The 18,549-nt window shown below is 52.5% G+C and carries 15 protein-coding genes; 8 read left to right on the top strand and 7 right to left on the bottom strand.

Annotated elements, in window-relative coordinates; all coding sequences use genetic code 11:
• Positions 1 to 108: 108 nt before the first annotated feature.
• A complete protein-coding gene (gene ygjG / locus DT73_RS04765) occupies positions 109 to 1,500 on the bottom strand; it encodes a putrescine aminotransferase (RefSeq protein ID WP_051691274.1) in 1,392 nt (463 codons plus the stop codon).
• A gap of 465 nt (positions 1,501 to 1,965) precedes the next feature.
• Here ygjG and DT73_RS04760 point away from each other — a divergent pair, with 465 nt between their 5' ends.
• Positions 1,966 to 2,934, top strand: a complete 969-nt coding sequence (locus DT73_RS04760; RefSeq protein ID WP_072006903.1) for a diguanylate cyclase — start codon at positions 1,966 to 1,968, stop codon at positions 2,932 to 2,934.
• On the opposite strand, the gene DT73_RS04755 is transcribed toward DT73_RS04760, so the two are convergent.
• From DT73_RS04755 to DT73_RS04735, 5 genes are all read right to left on the bottom strand, one after another.
• Complete coding sequence (locus DT73_RS04755) at positions 2,855 to 3,577, bottom strand: ABC transporter ATP-binding protein (protein ID WP_036105119.1); 723 nt, start codon at positions 3,575 to 3,577, stop codon at positions 2,855 to 2,857. The genes DT73_RS04760 and DT73_RS04755 overlap by 80 nt on opposite strands.
• Positions 3,564 to 4,400, bottom strand: a complete 837-nt coding sequence (locus DT73_RS04750) for an ABC transporter ATP-binding protein (protein ID WP_036104705.1) — start codon at positions 4,398 to 4,400, stop codon at positions 3,564 to 3,566. Before DT73_RS04750 ends, DT73_RS04755 begins: the two co-directional genes overlap by 14 nt.
• Positions 4,393 to 5,226 carry an ABC transporter permease gene (locus tag DT73_RS04745; protein ID WP_036104701.1) on the bottom strand — a complete coding sequence of 278 codons (834 nt, stop codon included), beginning with the start codon at positions 5,224 to 5,226 and terminating at the stop codon, positions 4,393 to 4,395. The genes DT73_RS04750 and DT73_RS04745 overlap by 8 nt, the downstream gene beginning before the upstream one ends.
• Complete coding sequence (locus tag DT73_RS04740) at positions 5,226 to 6,230, bottom strand: ABC transporter permease (protein WP_036105117.1); 1,005 nt, start codon at positions 6,228 to 6,230, stop codon at positions 5,226 to 5,228. The genes DT73_RS04745 and DT73_RS04740 overlap by 1 nt, the downstream gene beginning before the upstream one ends.
• A 130-nt stretch (positions 6,231 to 6,360) precedes the next feature.
• Positions 6,361 to 7,938, bottom strand: coding sequence for an ABC transporter substrate-binding protein (locus tag DT73_RS04735; protein ID WP_036105115.1), 1,578 nt, complete (start codon positions 7,936 to 7,938; stop codon positions 6,361 to 6,363).
• A 341-nt stretch (positions 7,939 to 8,279) separates the two neighbouring features.
• Between DT73_RS04735 and DT73_RS04730 the strand changes: the two genes are divergently transcribed.
• From DT73_RS04730 to DT73_RS04700, 7 genes are all read left to right on the top strand, one after another.
• Positions 8,280 to 9,821: a PAS domain-containing methyl-accepting chemotaxis protein gene (locus DT73_RS04730; protein WP_036104690.1), complete on the top strand. Its 1,542-nt coding sequence runs from the start codon at positions 8,280 to 8,282 to the stop codon at positions 9,819 to 9,821.
• Positions 9,822 to 10,182: 361 nt separating this feature from the next.
• Complete coding sequence (locus DT73_RS04725) at positions 10,183 to 11,844, top strand: ABC transporter substrate-binding protein (RefSeq protein ID WP_036104686.1); 1,662 nt, start codon at positions 10,183 to 10,185, stop codon at positions 11,842 to 11,844.
• Positions 11,845 to 11,865: 21 nt separating this feature from the next.
• Positions 11,866 to 12,819, top strand: coding sequence for an ABC transporter permease (locus tag DT73_RS04720; RefSeq protein ID WP_036104683.1), 954 nt, complete (start codon positions 11,866 to 11,868; stop codon positions 12,817 to 12,819).
• Positions 12,820 to 12,821: 2 nt separating this feature from the next.
• The gene (locus DT73_RS04715) at positions 12,822 to 13,715 is read left to right on the top strand and encodes an ABC transporter permease (RefSeq protein WP_036104672.1); all 894 of its coding nucleotides are present in this window, start codon (positions 12,822 to 12,824) and stop codon (positions 13,713 to 13,715) included.
• Positions 13,716 to 13,718: 3 nt separating this feature from the next.
• A complete protein-coding gene (locus DT73_RS04710; protein ID WP_036104664.1) occupies positions 13,719 to 14,762 on the top strand; it encodes an ABC transporter ATP-binding protein in 1,044 nt (347 codons plus the stop codon).
• Positions 14,752 to 15,768 (top strand): ABC transporter ATP-binding protein, encoded by a 1,017-nt coding sequence (locus DT73_RS04705; RefSeq protein ID WP_036104661.1) that lies wholly within the window; start codon positions 14,752 to 14,754, stop codon positions 15,766 to 15,768. The genes DT73_RS04710 and DT73_RS04705 overlap by 11 nt, the downstream gene beginning before the upstream one ends.
• A 25-nt stretch (positions 15,769 to 15,793) precedes the next feature.
• On the top strand, positions 15,794 to 16,981 hold the full coding sequence (locus tag DT73_RS04700) for an amidase (RefSeq protein ID WP_036104658.1): 1,188 nt from the start codon (positions 15,794 to 15,796) through the stop codon (positions 16,979 to 16,981).
• A 37-nt stretch (positions 16,982 to 17,018) separates the two neighbouring features.
• Here DT73_RS04700 and DT73_RS04695 read toward each other — a convergent pair whose 3' ends face one another.
• Entirely contained in the window at positions 17,019 to 18,479 is a 1,461-nt protein-coding gene (locus DT73_RS04695; RefSeq protein ID WP_036104657.1) for a PLP-dependent aminotransferase family protein, read from the bottom strand.
• Positions 18,480 to 18,549: the final 70 nt, after the last annotated feature.

The raw sequence follows: 18,549 nt of genomic DNA, 5'->3' as shown, positions 1-18,549 counted from the left end.
CTGGCAAATGCCTGATGCACAGTGTGCAGGTAAACCGATTGTGATGGGATTCAAATAACTGCTGGGGAAAAAAGGTCCGGGCACATCATGTGTGTGCCCGGAGGCATATTACGCTGCGTCGTCTTCTGGCTCTTGTAACTCCGACAACTGCTCCAGTGCCACTTTCGCGGCCTTGAGCACTTGTTCACACTGTGACAGTTCCAGCGTCAGTGGCGGCTCAATACGAATGGTTTTCGCATTGTTAAGCGTACCGGCGACCAGAATGTGCTGGCGGAACATTTCACTGGCGAAGTTATAGCCAATATCGTTATGGGTAAACTCAATGGCCATCAACATCCCTTTACCGCGGACCTCTGTGATGAGCTCCGGGTAGTCTGCAGCCAGTGCCTGGAAGCCTTCCAGTAATAGCGCACCTTTTTCAGCAGACTGACGAGGCAGGTTTTCTTCCAGCAGCACATTAATGGTTGCTAACGCCGCAGCACAGGCCAGCGGGTTGCCACCAAATGTTGTGGTATGCAGGAAGGGGTTTTCAAACATAACAGAGAACACTTCTTCCGTGGCAACGGTTGCCCCAATCGGCATCACCCCACCGCCAAGTGCTTTGGCAAGGCATAAAATGTCAGGTTGCACATTTTCATGCTCACAGGCGAACATTTTACCTGTCCGGCCCATACCCGTTTGCACTTCATCCAGAATCATCAGTGCACCGAATTCATCACACAGCTTACGCACTGCGCTCAGATATCCTTCGGGTGGCAGAATAACGCCGCCTTCGCCCTGAATCGGCTCCAGAATTACGGCAGCAACATCGTCACCGGTTTTCTGGCATTCGCTCAGTAAAGTACGCATGGCGTCAATGTCACCAAAAGGGACATGGCGGAAACCCGGTACTAATGGCATAAATGGCTTACGGAAAGTGGATTTTGCCGTGGCAGAGAGTGCGCCCAGAGACTTGCCATGAAAGGCTCCACTGGTTGCTACAAACGTATATTTGCCACGTTTCCCCTGATACGCTTTTGCCAGCTTCAGTGCGGCTTCAACGGATTCCGTTCCACTATTGGAGAAAAAGCTGTATTTGAGTTTTCCGGGGGTCAGTGCAGCAAGGGTTTTTGCCAGTAATGCACGCAGGGGGTCAAGCAATTCCTGGCTGTGCAGTGGCTGTTTTGCGAGCTGTTGCTCAACGGCGGAGACAACGACTGGATTACGGTGCCCTACATTAAAGATTCCGAACCCGCCAAGACAGTCGATAAATTCCTGTCCCTGGGTGTCGACAAGCGTATTCAAACTTCCCGCCTGCCATTCTACGGCCCCGTAATCCCCGCCGGCTGTAACTGATTTGCGATACTCCAGAAAACCGGGGTTTACATGCTCTTTAAAGTATTCTCTTACCTCTCGGTTAAGTGCTTTCATTTCCTCGTGATCGAGGGTGGTTTTTTCAATGATGTTCAGTGCGTGCGCTGAGCAAGCGAGTGCCGACGCGCTGGAAGGTAACCTGTTCAAAATGTGCTCCTTTGGTGCGGCGTATCACACGATACTGAATTAAGTATTGCAGGGTTTACGCCATATCGTCGGCAGTCGTGAAAATCACGATTTTGAACTGATAAACTTAGAAAGGATGGATTTTAATCGTTGTGCCTATGGCATCGCCTGGTGTTAATGCTGTGTTACAAACGGTATCTATAAAATAAAAAGTGGTAAAAAGCTTTTCTGATGTGTTTTTTTCACCGTTATGGGGCGCTTTGCTCTGCTTTGGTGCAATAACATGAAAAAATATATAATCTGATGGTTATCAATAAATTGAGTGGGAAAAGGTTACAACTGATAGTCATTTAACTTCAATGAATATCAACTTTTGTAATTGATGTTATTTTATTACAAAGTCTCATCGAGAGTAGAAATAACTGGTGTATCTTTACTCTGCTTTTTTTGCCCAGGACTGGCAATATTAAATTTAAGGAAATGCTTATGCAGATGATTCTCAACATAGATAATGATTTAATTGCGTTGAATCAGGCGATAAAAAACCATTATGAGTGGGCGGGTAAGCTGCTTGAGCTGGCTTTGTTGGGCGGAAAAACTGATGAGGCCATTTTGCACCCGTTAGCTCACCAGCGTTGCCAGTTCAGCCGGTGGATTAGCCATAATCTGGAAGAAGGCCATCCTGGCGCTGAACTGGTATCACGTATTTATTATGCCCATGTGATTATGCATGACAGAGCACGAGACCTGATGCAGGCAATAATGAATACAGCTGTTAGCCCGGTAATATTAAGCAATTACCATCATGCTCAGCAATTGTTTATCAATAGTATCGATAAATATAAAGAATATTTGTTTGAAAGCCGTAACCATATGGATACGCTGACTGGCCTTCCATTGCGGCATTTACTCTACAGCAACTTCGCATTAATGCAGGACCGGAATCAGCGTGCCGGAAAAAGAATATTTGTCTTATTAATGGATATAGACAGGTTTAAATCTATTAATGACTGCTGGGGGCATAATGCCGGGGATGAGGTGTTACGCCGGGTGGCGGATATTCTCTGCAGCGGAGCACGGCGGCATGAACCTGTTTACCGTTTTGGCGGCGAAGAATTTATTATGCTTATCGAAGCGTCATCGGGTAAAGAGGCCTGCCAGTGCGCAGCCAGGCTGTGCCATCATCTGGAAAGCAACCCTGTTGAACTGGGAGCAGAGTTACTAACGGTGACGGTGACGGGCGGCATCGTGGGCCTTAAAGAGGGCGAATCACTGCACGACGCAATCGGCCGTGCAGATAAAGCAATGTACCACGGGAAAAATACCGGGCGTAACCGCTGTATTTATATGTCAGAGACGGGGCAATTGATTACTCTTACGCACCAGGTTCCTGGTGAATCCCCTGGTTTAGATCCTGGCGCGAATACAAACGCTGAATTTTCCCACCATCCATAAACGCGGCGCGGTCTGACATATGGGCAATAACGTCAGCGTCATGGCTGACCAGGACGTAAGTCATTCCGTGTTCTGCTTTCAACCGGTTCAGCAAATTGAGGATTTCTGCCTGAACAGACATATCCAGTGCTGATGTGGGCTCATCAAGCAGCAAAATACGCGGCCGCAACAGTAATGCCCGGGCAATTGCCACACGCTGGCGTTGCCCACCAGATAACTGGTGCGGGTAACGGTCCAGCGCACTGGCAGGCAGGCCAACCTCTTCCAGCATGGCTGCAACTTGTTTACGGCTGGTTTGCTCGCCATGAATAATTAAAGGTTCAGACAGCGTGCGCCACAGCGTATGGTTTGGGTGAAGCGAGGCATACGGGTCCTGGAACACCATTTGGACATTACGCCGCAGGTCGCCGCGAAATACCTGCCCCGGCGTAAGCGTATTCCCCATTAAGGAAACTGAACCCTGCCATTCACGTAGTAGACCCGCCAGAACACGCAAAATTGTCGATTTGCCACAGCCTGAAGCGCCAATCAAAGAAAAGGTTTCACCTTCTTCAATGGCAAATGTCGCACCTGATACAGCAGTTTTAACCCCGCCTTTTACCGGAAACACAACCTTGATCTCGCTAACATTAATCATTGCCATGAGGAATTCCTTGCCAGATTTGGTTGCGATCCAGAGTGGGTAGCGGATGCCCCCAGCTTGCTGCACTGGGGCGGCAAGTCCAGAGAGTCCGGGTATAAGGATGAGTGGCATTCGGGAGTTCAGCAGCAGGCATTGTGTCTGTCAGGTGGCCCTGAAACATCACCATCACCCGGTGGCAGTGCGCTGCAACCAGTGGCAAATCGTGGCTTATCAGCAGCATTCCCATTTTACGTTGCTCACATTGCTCAACCAACAGGGTAAGGATTTGATCCCGCATGCGGGCATCCAGCGCAGAAGTTGGTTCATCCGCGATAAGTACCCGCGGCGAGTTCATCAGCGCAATGGCAATCATAACGCGTTGCCCCATCCCGCCAGACAATTCCGCCGGGTAGCGTGACAAAACTGTCTGGGGCAAACCAACCGCATCAATCAGTGCTTTGATATGCTCCAGGCGGGCTTTCCGCGGCAATTTTTGATGCAGCGTCAGGGCTTCCTGCGTTTGCTGTAATACCGTTTGCACCGGATTGAGCGCGTAACGTGGGTCTTGTAATACCATCGCGACCTGGTTACCACGCAGGCGTTGCCAGGCGCGTGGCGAGAGCGACAGTGCGTCCTGGCCGAGCACTTGCAATGACCTGGCGCTGACCAGGCCAGGTTTACGCACCAGCCCCATCAGCGCTCTTGCCGTCATGGATTTCCCCGAGCCAGATTCCCCAACCAGCGCCAGCCGCTCCTGGCCGAGAGAAAATGACAGGGAACTGACCACCCGCGCTCCCGGGTAATCAATATTCAGCCCATCGACATGGATAAACTTGTCAGTCATGTTGTGGCTCCAGAACATCACGTAAGCCATCGCCCAGTAAGTTAAATGCCAGGCTGGCAAGAAGAATGATGGCCCCCGGGGCTGCGGCTATCCACCATTGGTCGAAAATCACCTGCATACCATCTGCTATCATGGCTCCCCACTCAGCCATCGGCGGGCGGGCACCCAGCCCCAAAAAACCCAGCCCGGCAGCAGCCAGAATGATCCCGGCCAGATCCAGTGCCAGGCGCACAATGGCCGAAGGCAGGCATAAAGGTAGAATATGGCCTGCCAGCAGGCGTGTTCCCCGCACGCCCAGCATCTCTGCGGCGGCAAGGTAATCACTGTTACGCAAGCGTTGTATTTCACTGCGGGCCTGGCGTGCATAGGCAGGCCAGGTGGTGAGCGCCAGAGCCAGTGCGCCATTGACCAGGCCAGGCCCGAGCATGGCAACAAAAGCAAACGCCAGAATAAGGCGAGGCATGGACATAACGATATCGGTAATCCGCATCAGCACACGTTCCAGCCAGCCACCATAGTAGCCAGAAACAATACCGACTATCAGGCCAAGAGGCAGAGTGATGATACTGACCAGCATCACCAGACCCAGTGCCGGGCGGGCACCATACAGCAGGCGGGAAAGCATATCGCGCCCATAGCTGTCGGTACCCAGCCAGTGGTGTGAATTGGGCGCTGCAAGGCGGTCGGCGGCATTTTGCCAGTTAGGGTCTGTCGGTGCCAGCCAGGGAGCAAGGAGAGCAATCGCCACCAGTAGCACCACAACCACCAGCCCGGCAATCGCAGAAGGGGAGCGCAATAAACGGCGCCAGAATAGCGAGGCAGGCATCAGTGTGTCCTCGGGTCAGTGACGCGAACCAGCACGTCAGTCAGATTATTGATAAGGACAAAGCAAATCCCGATAACCAGCGTGCCACCCATAATGGCTTTGGTGTCTCCGGCAAACAGTGCTGTAGTCAGGTAGCGGCCAATACCCGGCCAGGAAAAGACAGTTTCGGTCAGAACCGCCCCTTCAAGCTGGCTGGTCCATACCAGAGCAAGAACGGTGAGTAGTGTACCGCGAATATTGGGGAGTACGTGGCGCCACAGAATCGTCATTTCGCTGGCACCTTTTGCTCTGGCAAGGGTGATGTATTCTTTTCCCAGCTCACTTAAACAGGCCGCGCGGGTCAGCCGGGTAATGCTTGCCAGTGCGTAATACCCTAACAGACTGACGGGTAACACCAGGTGGCTCAGGGCATTGCGGAAAGCTTCCGGGTCACCTGAAAGCCAGGTGTCAATTAAGGCGAAGCCGGTACGTGGTTCAACGCTGTACTGGTAAATATCATCTAACCGGCCAGGGCCTGCGCTCCATTGCAGGCGGGCGTAAAACAGTGACAACATCAGCAACCCCAGCCAAAAAATGGGGACAGAGTTGCCCAGTAACGTGAGGGTACGAATGACGGTGTCAAAAAACGACCCCGCATAGCGGGCACACAATACCCCGCACAGGATACCGGCCACTGCGCCAACAATCAGCGACAGCGTAGCCAGTTCCAGCGTAGCCGGAAACGCCGATAATAAATCCTGCAAAACAGGCTGACCGGTGGCACTGGCAGTACCCAGATCCCCGTGGAGGAGATTCACAAAATAGTGCCAGAATTGAATGAATAACGGTTGGTCCAACCCCAACTGGTGGCGCACTTGTTGATAGGTAGAAACACTGGCGTGATCGCCCACTATCTGTAGCACAGGGTCAACCGGAGAAAGGGCGGAAAGTGAAAAAGTAATAACCAGCAGGCCCAGTAAGGTTAAAGCCAGTGTGAACCCGCTTTGTGCGAGGGTTACCAGCATCTGGCGCAGGCGTTTCGCGCCGGGAGAGAACGGTGTCGCAGACATGAAAAAACTCTATTTGGGTAAGCCAGAACCAGGGGGTAAACCGGCACAGGGCGGAATATCGCCCGCGCCGGTAAAGAGACCGGTACTATTTTGTTACGCGGTCATAGTACACCATATCGGCGTTCAGCCCTTGTTGGTAGCCCTTCACGTTATCGCGTACCACGACCTGGGTTTTCCCCTGGTCAACAAATACATAAGGCGAGTTGTGCTGTAACTTCTCCTGCATCTGTTGGTACATAGACAGGCGTTTGGCCGGGTCGGCCTCAGCGACAGCGGCCAGTGTTTGCTTATTCATTTCAGGGTTCATCCAGCCATTCAAACCTGCAACTGTGCTGGATTTACCATCATTGTAAGCAAATGCGCTGGCATTTGAGTGCGCATCAAAATAATCCGGGATCCACAGGCGAATAGCGGCCTGGTGCTGTTTGGCCCGCACCCGCGCATATACCTGGCTACCTGCGGCAGGCAGCAAATCTACTTTTACGCCACCCTGTGCAAAACTGGCCTGCATAGACTGAGCAATAGTGATGAATGGCGGCTTGTTTTCCACATCCAGCGTAAAGTGCGCGTCTTTAATCCCTGCTTTGCTTAAAATCTCTTTGGCTTTTTCAGGATCAAAGTGGAAGGGGTTACTTTCGATGGCGCCCGGTAAGCCCACAGGCAGGAAGCTCTGGTGAATAAAATACTGGCCTTTCAGCAGATCCTGGGTAATGCCTTTGTAATCAACCAGCCAGCGGGCAGCCTCCCAGAATGCCGGGTTCTTCAGGAGCGGATTAGCACTGTTACCGGTGTTAAACACCAGGTAGTTCTGTTCAGCTGAAGGAATGCTCAGCACTTTTACACCCGGCTTGCCTTGCAGCGCACTGGTCTGGTCTGCGCCCAGGTCACGGGCTATATCGGCATCCCCCTGCTGGATTAACAGGCGACGCGCGGCCGGGTCGGGCACATTCTTGATAATAATGTGTGCCATTTTGGCTTTATCGCCAGGCGAGGAAGCATTGGCATCCAGCACTATTGCCTGGTGGGGCTGGTAAACCCGCATGCTGTAAGGGCCACTTCCTGCCGAATGCATTTTCAGCCATGCATTACCAAAATCATTGTTTTTGGCATGAGAGGCCACTTGTTTCTCATCCACAATAGAAGCAATCGGCGTGGACAGAATATTTAAAGCAACCGCCGGGCTGACATCAGCAGTCCAGTGGATCTGTAACGAGTGGTCGTCAACTTTCTTGAATTGTTTGGCGATATTTTCCGGCGACCAGCCCAGAACATTCAGAATAAAAGCCGGGGATTTATTCAGGGTAATCGCCCGGGTATATGACCAAATAACATCTTCGGGGCGTACCGGGTTTCCGGAAGCAAATGCTGCGCCGTTACGCAGTGTTATTGTCAGTGTTTTGCTGGCCGCATCAGCTTTCCAGCTTTCAGCCAGTACTGGAATGACTTTTTCCGGGTTATCCCGGTCAGCCTGTACCAGGCGTTGGTATAAAGAAGGAATAGTTTGAATGCTCGATAATTCATTGGCTTCAGCCGGGTCAAGGCTGACCAGGTCATCAAGCCCCTGGGCTACAACCAGGGTATTGGGTGGTGTGGCAGCCTGAACAGAAAAAATACTGGCAGAAAGCGCTGTCAGTAATACAGCAGGAAGGTATTTCTTGCGCATAATCATCCCAATTAACGTTTCGACATTATTGTTCACATAACGTTAGGGCTTTTAGCCCCTGAGATAAAGTAATAATGAGCAAGTAACCTATGAAAATAAGTAATATCCATATAGTCAATTGTCACTATAGCTACATAGTAACTTAATGAAATTATTGTTTTCATCAAATAGCAGGCGGTTTTACCAGTGGCTGGCATGCCTGTGCGAATAACCTGATCTTATTAGTGGATAAATGGGATTGTGATCACACAATAACCCTAAAGATAAATTTTTTAGCGCCGAAATAACAATTCATTGGAATGTTTTTAACAAACAGGCAACTGTTTTTTTCGGAGCTGCACATGACTTCTCGCCCACCTGTAACCCAAACAGAAAAAAAACTCGAAAACTCAGCCACTCTGATGTCGACCACAGACCTCAATAGCTACATTACTCACGCTAATGATGACTTTGTGCATATCAGTGGTTACAGCCTGGACGAGCTCACGGGCAGCCCGCACAATATTTTACGCCACCCGGACATGCCTAAAGCCGCATTTGCAGACATGTGGGCTACGCTGCGTAGCGGTGAACCCTGGACCGGAATAGTGAAGAACCGGTGTAAAGATGGCGACCACTATTGGGTGCGCGCTAATGTTTGCCCAATGAAAAGAGAGGGCAAAGTGACTGGCTATATGTCGATAAGAGTTGCGGCGAATCGCGATGAAATCGCCGGTGCGCAATCGCTGTATAGTTCGCTTAATGAAGGGCGCAGTACAAAGCGAATTTTCAAAGGCCTGGTGCTGGGTAAAGGTTTGTCGGGGATATTGCCCCGCCTTTCACTCCGCCAGCGCATAGGTGGCGTGTTTGCTTTGTTGTGGGCCTTATTCGCAGTGCTGGCAATTGTGCAAGGTGAACGGGGCATGATATTGCTGGCTGAATTAGTAACGGCAGCACTGGTCATGCTGGTGGGGACTGGAATGATGGTCTGGCAGGTAGCCCGGCCAGTAGAGGATGTGGCTACCCAGGCGCTGGAGGTTGCGACCGGCGAGCGTCAGTCAATACGCCATATGCACCGCGCAGATGAAATTGGCCGTACCTTGCGGTCCATTGGCCAGCTTGGGCTGATGTGCCGCTGGTTAATGAATGATGTTACCCAACAAATCAACACCGTGCGTCAGGGTAGCGAAGATCTTGCAAAGAGCAATGAAGACCTTAACCACCGTACACAGCAGTCGGTAGATAATGTCCAGACTACAGTCACGACAATGAACCAGATGGCCGAAACAGTTCAGTCAAACTCCCAAACCGCCGAGCAGGCTAACCAACTCTCTTCAGATGCCAGCCAGGTGGCACAAAGCGGTGGGCAGGCAATGAAAACCGTGGTCACGACTATGGATGACATCGCCGCCAGCACCCAGCAAATCGGTACCATCACCTCATTAATTAACGACATCGCGTTTCAGACCAATATTCTGGCACTGAATGCGGCCGTAGAAGCCGCACGGGCGGGCGAACAGGGGAAAGGGTTTGCGGTGGTAGCGCAGGAAGTACGCCATCTGGCACAGCGCAGTGCATCTGCAGCCAATGAAATTCGCCAGTTGATTGAAGAAAGTGCCAGTAAAGTTGAATCAGGTTCTGTACAGGTTCACCAGGCAGGGCAAACCATTCAGGACATTGTGGACCGGGTGCAAAATGTCACGCAACTGATTACCCGCATCAGCCAGGCGACCCGTGAACAGGCATCAGGGTTATCCGGGTTGACCGAAGTGGTGGCGGCTCTGGATGGTATTACTGCCAGTAATGCACAACTGGTAGAAAGCAATGCACAAATTGCCGACATGGTGAAATACCGGGCGGAACGTCTTCAGGATGCCGTTGGCGTGCTTTCTCAGGTGGGGTAAAACCACCGTACCTGAAATCGGTGAAATGTTAGTTTCTGCAACTCCCCGAATACATCACTACCATTGAGCCTGTGGCAAACGGGCTTGATGATAATTGATTGTTTTTTGTAACTATATTTTTTCTATAAATAACTCAAAGTTATTTTTTGATAATACAGGATGTTGGTGCAACGCACTCACTGTGATAGTGCGCCTGCACAGCCCTGCTATAAGCTCCGGTTATCTGTTGCAGTCGTTAATGATTTGTAAACATAAGACAATGATCTTATTTCATTGTTTTATGAGTTATTTCTCGATTTTTCACCATTTGGTACATATTTTGCTCGATGTTTCCTGTCATTTATTTAACAGGGACATCAACATGCTGAAATTATCTTTTCCGGGCCGTAAAAGTAAGTTCGCACTGGCGCTGGGTTCTCTGGCGCTTTTGAGTAGTTCACTGGTAAATGCGTCAACGCTGCGTATTGCTATGACTGCAGCGGATATTCCCCTGACTCTGGGCCAGCCAGATCAGGGCTATGAAGGTAACCGTTTCACCGGGATCCCTTTGTACGATTCACTGGTTGAGTGGGATCTTTCACAAGGCGAAAAACCCAGTGGTTTAGTGCCAGGGCTTGCCACCGAATGGCATGTTGACCCGGATGATCACACGCGCTGGATCTTTACTTTGCGCCACGACGCCACCTTCCATGATGGTACGCCGGTCAATGCCGATGCCATTGTCTGGAACGTTAACAAAGTTCTGGATAAAACCGCTGTACAATACGCACCAGGGCAGATTGGCAATACCTTATCGCGTATGCCAACACTGCGCGGAGCCACGAAAATTGATGATTACACCGTTGCCCTGACCACATCAGAACCGGATGCGCTCCTGCCTTATAACCTCACGAATCTGTTTATTGTTTCGCCCACGGCCTGGCAGAAAATTTTTGCGGCTATCCCGGCTTCAGATGGCGATGACGCCACACGCAGCAAAACGGCGTGGACGGAGTTCGCGGCACATGCTGTAGGAAGCGGCCCGTTTGAACTGGAAAAGTTAGTTCCCCGCCAGCAGTTGATCCTGAAAAAGAACCCTAATTACTGGAATAAAGCACGTATTCCGAAAGTGGACAAAGTGGTGCTGATCCCACTGCCGGAAGCTAATGCGCGCACTGCTGCACTGCTCTCAAAACAGGTGGACTGGATAGAAGCACCAGCACCGGACGCGCTCGATCAAATAAAAGCCCAGGGCTACAAGATCTACGCCAATATTCAGCCTCATTTCTGGCCCTGGCAGTTCTCATTCCTGAAAGGGTCGCCCTGGCTGGATATCCGGGTGCGTAAGGCGGCTAACCTGTGTATCAACCGTGCAGAGCTGAAAAATTACCTTGGCGGCTACATGGAGGCGGCCACCGGCGTGTATGAACCCGGTAACCCCTGGCATGGCAACCCCACCTTCAAAATTAAATATGATCCCGATACCGCACGTAAGTTGATGGAAGAAGCCGGTTACAGCGCCAGCAAACCACTGCATGTGACTGTGGCGACCTCGGCATCCGGCTCCGGGCAGATGCAGCCGTTACCCATGAACGAATACATCCAACAAAGCCTGAAAAGTTGCTATTTCAACGTGGATATCAAGGTCCAGGAATGGAATACCTTGTTTACCAACTGGCGTTTGGGGGCAAAAGATCCGGCAGCCAAAGGTATTGATGCGATCAACGTCAGTGCCGCCGCGCTCGATCCCTACTTTGGCATGATCCGTTTCTCAACGGCGAAAGCCTTCCCACCGGTTGCCACTAACTGGGGTTATTTCGCCACACCTGAAACTGAAAAACTGGCAACGGCGGTGAAAAATGCCTTCAGCACGGATGAGATGAACAAAGCCGCTGCTGCATTGCACACCGAGCTGGTGGACCAGGTTCCGTTCCTGTTTGTTGCCCATGATGTTGGTCCCCGGGCAATTTCACCTGCTGTCACTGGGGTGGTACAGCCGCAAAGCTGGTTTATCGATCTCGCGCTGGTGAGCAAAAAAGAGTAACTGAGAACTCAGGAGGGAAGCATGTTTCGGTCTGTCTTTTACCGAGTATTGCTGGCGGTTCCCACCATGCTGGGGGTAGCGATTATCTGTTTCCTGTTGGTACAGATAGCCCCCGGCGACCCGCTGGTTTCCGTTATGCCGCCAGATGCTTCAGAAGAACTACGCCGCAGTCTGATGCAGGCTTATGGCTTCGATAAACCGCTACCGGTTCAGTTTGTCCACTGGCTGTGGCGGGCATTGCATGGCGATTTGGGTATGTCGGTCGCCACCGGGCGGCCGGTATTCAGCGAGGTAATGACGGCGGTGACCTATTCGCTGCGCCTGGCTGTGCTGGCAACACTGGTGGGTTTTTTGCTGGGAAGCCTGTTCGGGTTTGTTGCCGGTTATTACCGCAACAGCCTGGTGGACCGCCTGGCATCGGTGTTATCGGTGTTTGGCGTGAGTGTGCCGCACTACTGGCTGGGTATGCTGCTGGTCATTATTTTCAGCGTAAAACTGTCGGTGCTACCCGCTACAGGCGGCGGGCCGATAGGCGAAGTGGGCTGGGCGTGGAACTGGGAGCATATGCAATTTATGTTGCTCCCGGCCATTACGTTATCTGTCATTCCCACAGGCATTATTGCCCGTACTGTGCGTTCCCAGGTCGCAGACTTACTGAGCCAGGAATTTATTACCGGGTTACGGGCCAGAGGGCTGAGTGAAGCGAGTATTTTTGGCCATGTGGTGAAAAATGCCGCGCCGACCGCCCTGGCTGTGATGGGGCTGCAGGTGGGTTACCTGATGGGCGGTTCAATCCTGGTTGAGACGGTATTTTCCTGGCCGGGTACGGGGATGTTGCTCAACACGGCAATTTTCCAGCGAGACTTGCCGCTGTTACAGGGAACTATCTGGGTTCTGGCGCTGTTTTTTGTGTTGCTGAATTTGCTGGTAGACATGCTCCAGTCTGCGCTTGATCCGCGAATTAAAAGGAGCTGAGGATGGTTGATTCTGTGACACCAAAAGCACCTGATACATTGCCTGTTGTTCCGGCTTCAGATGGCTACTGGTCTGGCGTCGCACTGAGGCTGGCAAAAGACCCCGGCGGCATGTTTGTCGCTGCCATCATTGTCGCTCTGCTGTTTTTAGCCGTGGCTGGTCCCTGGCTGATAACCAAAGATCCCTACCAGACATCCATGTTTTTGCGCCTCAAACCCATTGGGACTGATGGTTTTCCACTGGGTTCTGATGAACTGGGGCGCGACATGCTGTCGCGGTTGATTCTGGGCACGCGTTTATCGCTATTTATGGGGATTATGCCGGTAATCCTGGCGTTTTTTATCGGCGGGACGATAGGTATCGTGGCCGGGTACGCCGGAGGCTGGGTAAACAGTGCGATTATGCGCACTGTGGATGTGTTTTATGCCTTTCCTTCTGTTCTGCTGGCCATTGCGTTATCTGGCGCGTTGGGGGCCGGGATCGGGAATGCGTTGTTATCCCTGACTCTGGTGTTTGTGCCCCAGGTTGCCCGTATCGCTGAAAGTGTTACCGCTCAAGTGCGCAATATGGATTATATCGATGCGGCCAGAGCCACGGGAGCGAGTGCCTTTACCATTATTCGCGTTCAGGTGCTGGGCAATGTTCTCGGGCCGGTATTTGTGTTCTCTACCGGGTTAATTTCTGTCTGCATGATTCTGGCTTCCGGCCTCTCTTTTCTGGGGCTCGGAGTACGGCCACCTGAACCCGAATGGGGGCTGATGCTCAACACGTTGCGCACGGCTATTTATACCCAACCCTGGGTGGCGGCTTTACCAGGCATGATGATTTTCATCACGTCTATCTCCTTCAATATTCTTGCTGATCGCCTGCGCGCAGCCATGGCCATTAAGGAGTAACGGATGCAACCTTTTCATAATCAGGATATTGGCGGGCCTGCGCAGCCTTTGTTACGTGTTTCCGGGCTGGTGAAGTATTTCCCGGTGCGTAGCGCACAAGGGCGGGTACAGGTTCAGGCTGTAGATAACGTTAATTTTGAAGTAAAAAAAGGGGAAACTCTGGGTGTGGTGGGGGAGTCCGGTTGCGGCAAATCCACCACGGCACGGTTATTAATGCAGTTACTCACCCAGGATAAAGGCGAACTGGTATTTGACGGGCAGAGTGTTGGCTCTGCGGCGCTGTCCATGAAAGCTTACCGCCGCCAGGTACAGATGGTGTTTCAGGACAGTTACGCTTCGCTCAACCCCCGTATGACTATGGAAGAGAGCATTGCGTTTGGGCAGCGGGTACATGGTGTTTCTGCTCGTGAAGCCCGGGAGTACGCCCATTATTTGCTGGCTCATGTTGGGCTGGATCCGGCTCGCTTTGCCGGGCGTTATCCCCATGAGTTATCTGGTGGCCAGCGCCAGCGTGTGAACATTGCCCGTGCTCTTGCCATGAAACCCCGTATGGTGATTCTGGATGAAGCTGTGTCCGCGCTGGATAAATCAGTGGAAGCTCAGGTGCTGACACTATTGCAGGATTTAAAACGCACCCTGGATTTGACCTATGTGTTTATCAGCCATGACTTACATGTTGTTCGCTGGTTATCTGACCGTATTCTGGTGATGTACCTGGGCGAAGTGGTGGAAGTGGGGCCTGCTGAAGCGCTGTTTACTGGTGCGGCGCACCCCTATACCCAGGCGCTGCTGAGCTCTATGCCATCGATGGACCCAAATCACAGAACCCTGGCCTCACCTTTGTCGGGGGATCCCCCCAGCCCCATTTCACCCCCGGCGGGTTGCCGGTTTCATACCCGTTGCCCGCAGGCAAAACCGGTTTGCCAGCAAGTGAAACCTCAGTTGAGTACGGTGAGTGAAGGGCACCAGGCCGCCTGCCTGATGGCTCAGCCGGGTTCACCCTGGTACGGCGAGATTTCAGTTCGGGAGGTGCACAGTGCCGCATGATGCTTTTGTTGAAGTGAATGACTTACACGTCACCTTTACCCGCGGTGGGCAGACCATTCAGGCCGTAAATGGTGTCTCTTTTGATGTGCAAAAGGGCGAAGTGATGGCGCTGATTGGCGAATCTGGCTCGGGGAAAAGCGTTACATTACGCGCGCTAATGCGCCTGCACCCACCCGACAGCACACGCATAACCGGCAAGATTCATGTCGGGGGCGAAGATGTGCTGGCTATGTCTTCGGCGGCTCTGCGCCAGTTTCGTGGTGCCAAAACGGCGATGATTTTCCAGGAGCCGCTGCTGGCCTTCGACCCAGTGTATACCGTGGGGCAGCAAATTATTGAGGGGCTGCGCCGCCACGAAGGGTTGTCACGCGCACAAGCCAGGGAAAGGGCGCTGTCTGCTTTGCAACAGGTGAAGATCCCCAGCCCGGAAAGCCGCCTTGATGCCTGGCCCCATGAGATGTCGGGCGGCATGCGCCAGCGTGCCATGATTGCACTGGCTCTGTCCTGCAACCCAGGCCTGTTACTGGCAGATGAACCCACTACAGCACTGGATGCCACGGTACAGATTCAGATCCTGATTTTGTTGCGCGAGCTGCAAAAAGCGAAAGGGCTGTCGATTATTTTTGTCACCCATGACATGGGCGCGGCAGTAGAAATTGCTGACCGGGTTGCCGTGATGTATGCCGGGCGCATTGTTGAGGAAGCATCGCTGGCGGAAATCCTCGCGCATCCCCGCCACCCGTATACCCAGGTGTTGCTTGGCAGCCGCCCACGAGCTGGCCTGAAAAAAGGCGATGCGTTGTATTGCATCCCGGGCGCGCCACCTGATTTAGCGCATTTACCTGAAGGTTGCGCATTCGCCAGCCGTTGCCCTCATGCCAGTGCCACCTGTTCACAAACGGTGCCGGAAACTGAATATGTCGCACAACGCCATCGGGTCAGTTGCCACCGTTGGCGCTCACTGGAGCAAGAGGCCGCAACAGAAGCGGCAACCCAGTTGGCCTGAACCTGAAAAACGAGGTGATTAAAACATGTTGGAAAAAAGTATTCGGGCTTTTATGCCTTACCCGTTTGCCCCGGTTAAATCAGCACCCGTTGGCACGCTGGCGGGGTTAACTTTTGCGGTGAAAGATTTGTTTGATGTTGCCGGTTACCCCACAGGTGGGGGGAACCCCCATATTCTGGCTATGTCTGGTATTCGCAGGAACAATTCGCCAGTCGTGCAACAATTGCTGGATAACGGCGCGCAATTTATTGGTAAAACCCATACCAACGAGATGGCGTTCTCAATGAGCGGCCACAATTATCACTATGGCACACCGGTTAATGGCGCAGCGCCGGAGCGTATTCCCGGCGGGTCATCTTCTGGTTCGGCTTCTGCTGTTTCTAACCAGTGCTGTGATTTCGCCTTAGGTACAGATACTGGCGGTTCGGTGCGTACACCGGCGAGCTACTGCGGCTTGTTTGGCATTCGCCCGACACACGGGCGCATTTCTCTGGATGGCTGCCAGCCGCTGGCTGAATCAATGGATACCTGCGGGTGGTTTGCCCGGGACGCAACAGTATTCGCGGCGGTAGGTGATGTGCTGTTGCCTGAAGATACGGTTGATTCAGCTTCACCATCCCTGGCTATTCACCCTGCTTTATTTTCGCGCCTGCCGGCCTCCAGCCAGCAATGTCTGTTGCCCTTTATTGATGCAATCAGTTCCACCCGGGGCGGAGTGCACCAAATTAGTGCGGAATTACCTGATGTTGACAGTGCATATCTTGCTTTTCGGGTTATTCAGGGGCGGGAATCCTGGCAAGCGCAGGGGGAAACCATTGAGCGTGAAGGGTTGGTTCTTGGCCCTGATGTGGCCGCGCGTTTTGCCTGGGGGAAACAGGTTACCGACAGCCAGGTCAGCGAAGCTATCACCGTACGTGAGCAGGTGACGCAGTGGTGGAATGAACAACTGGGCAACCGGATACTTATTATGCCGACTGTCCCGGATGTAGCGCCTTTACTGACAACCAGTGACAGTGAAATCGAGCATATCCGCCGTATTTCTCATGAGTTACTCAGTATCGCAGTATTGACTCGCCGGCCACAGGTCACTATACCGCTGGCGACTTTGCAGGGCGCACCTCTGGGGCTTTCGTTAATGGGGCCTTGCGGCAGTGACCGGCAGCTTATCCGGCTCGCCGGGGAAATATATTCGTTAGCCAGAACGGGCAGATAAAAGCGGGCAAAGAGTAGTGATGTGTATTGGTTGCCGTTTATAGCTGCGCGAGCTGTTCGCGCAGTACTTCCACTCCGGGCGCAATTTTTTCCGGTGAAATAGCGTGAAAGCCCATACGGAAAAAGGTTTCAGGCGGGTTGGCATCCAGAAAATGCCGGGCCCCGGGTTCAATTAATACACCGGCGTGAGCTGCGCGCCAGGTAAGTTGCTGGGTATTAATACCGCCAGGGGTTTTTAACCAGAAAGCATTCGCATGCTCACTCCCGGGAATCGGGCGGCATTCCGGCAACCAGGTTTCCAGCGACCGGTTCAGTAACTCCCAACGGCGTGCAGAATCTTCATGGTAACGGCGCAGATGTGTTTCGTAATACCCTTGTGCCAGGAAATGCGCCATCTGGTACTGGATATTGGTTGGCGCATGGCGAACCACCAGGCGGCGTAGTGCCCGGGCTTCATCAATCAATTCAGGGTCGGCCACCATAAATCCCAGGCGTAGCCCTGGCGAAAGCGCTTTGGACAGGCTGCTGACATAAACCACGCGGCCATGTTTATCGCTGGCTTTCAGAGCGGGCGGTGGGTTGAGCGTGAAATTACTTTCTGAATCGTAATCATCTTCGATAATTACCGCGTCATGGCGAGTCACATGCTCAAGCAATGCCTTGCGGCGCTGGCTACTCAGTGTCACACCTGTCGGCACCTGGTGCCCGGGGGTAACATAGTAGTAATCACAAGGCGGCTGGCTCAGAGTAATACCTTCTTCGTCAACATCGTGGGGAATTATCTGCGCATCACCGAGCAAAAAGGTGTTGATAGCTTCACGGTAACCCGGGTTTTCCACTGCCACGCGGGTTGACGACGACATCAACAAACGGGTCAGTAAATAGAGCGCGTTTTGCGAGCCAATGGTTATCAGAATTTCATCCGGAGCCGCCAGTATTCCGCGTTTTGGCAGCACCCGGGTGCGAATCTGCTCAATCAGCATGGGGACATCCTGATCGATATGATCGATTATCCATCGCTGGTCTGCCACACCGCTGTTGAGCCAGCGTGAAGCTGCCCGCCACTGGCTTAACGGGAACTGAGCGGTATTAGGCTGCCCATAGATAAACGGGTAGCGATAGTGCATCCAGCCGGAGGGTTTCATGATGGATTCTTGCTGGCTGGGTGCGACTTTAAACCGGTTGCTCCAAAGTGGTGCGGTGTTATCGGCGGGAAGTGCAGTCTCTGTGGTTTTGTACTGGCATGCCTGGTAATCCGGGTGCAGAAAATAACCACTGCGTGGGCGGCTAATCAGGTAGCCATCGTTCACCAGCCCTTCAAAAACCAGAGCTGTGGTATTGCGTGACACCTGGAGCTGGCTGGCAAGCTGGCGGCAGGAAGGCAGAGGCTGGTCGACCGGAAAAATACCGCTCAAAATAGCGTTAACCAGTGTTTCTCTGACTTGTTCCTGCAACCCACGTGACCGGTCAAATTCTATGTGCAGATAATGACGATTCATCGTGATGGTCCTCCGGTGGCTTAATAGGTAACTACATAAGCAATCTTCGTACCATGTTCTGGTTATCTGA

Origin of the sequence: Mangrovibacter sp. MFB070, from assembly GCF_000705335.1 — a bacterium.
Taxonomy (GTDB): domain Bacteria; phylum Pseudomonadota; class Gammaproteobacteria; order Enterobacterales; family Enterobacteriaceae; genus Mangrovibacter; species Mangrovibacter plantisponsor.
The sequence above is the reverse complement of the archived record's forward strand: the minus strand, read 5'-3'. Positions and strand labels throughout refer to the sequence as shown.

Bases quoted from the DNA above. Each gene is read 5' to 3' on its own strand.
- DT73_RS04720 (WP_036104683.1), top strand. From the start codon at position 11,866: ATGTTTCGGTCTGTCTTTTACCGAGTATTGCTGGCGGTTCCCACCATG.
- DT73_RS04710 (WP_036104664.1), top strand. From the start codon at position 13,719: ATGCAACCTTTTCATAATCAGGATATTGGCGGGCCTGCGCAGCCTTTG.
- DT73_RS04730 (WP_036104690.1), top strand. From the start codon at position 8,280: ATGACTTCTCGCCCACCTGTAACCCAAACAGAAAAAAAACTCGAAAAC.
- DT73_RS04745 (WP_036104701.1), bottom strand. From the start codon at position 5,226: ATGCCTGCCTCGCTATTCTGGCGCCGTTTATTGCGCTCCCCTTCTGCG.
- DT73_RS04700 (WP_036104658.1), top strand. From the start codon at position 15,794: ATGTTGGAAAAAAGTATTCGGGCTTTTATGCCTTACCCGTTTGCCCCG.
- DT73_RS04735 (WP_036105115.1), bottom strand. From the start codon at position 7,938: ATGCGCAAGAAATACCTTCCTGCTGTATTACTGACAGCGCTTTCTGCC.
- DT73_RS04725 (WP_036104686.1), top strand. From the start codon at position 10,183: ATGCTGAAATTATCTTTTCCGGGCCGTAAAAGTAAGTTCGCACTGGCG.
- DT73_RS04715 (WP_036104672.1), top strand. From the start codon at position 12,822: ATGGTTGATTCTGTGACACCAAAAGCACCTGATACATTGCCTGTTGTT.
- DT73_RS04750 (WP_036104705.1), bottom strand. From the start codon at position 4,400: ATGACTGACAAGTTTATCCATGTCGATGGGCTGAATATTGATTACCCG.
- DT73_RS04755 (WP_036105119.1), bottom strand. From the start codon at position 3,577: ATGGCAATGATTAATGTTAGCGAGATCAAGGTTGTGTTTCCGGTAAAA.
- DT73_RS04760 (WP_072006903.1), top strand. From the start codon at position 1,966: ATGCAGATGATTCTCAACATAGATAATGATTTAATTGCGTTGAATCAG.
- DT73_RS04695 (WP_036104657.1), bottom strand. From the start codon at position 18,479: ATGAATCGTCATTATCTGCACATAGAATTTGACCGGTCACGTGGGTTG.
- DT73_RS04740 (WP_036105117.1), bottom strand. From the start codon at position 6,230: ATGCTGGTAACCCTCGCACAAAGCGGGTTCACACTGGCTTTAACCTTA.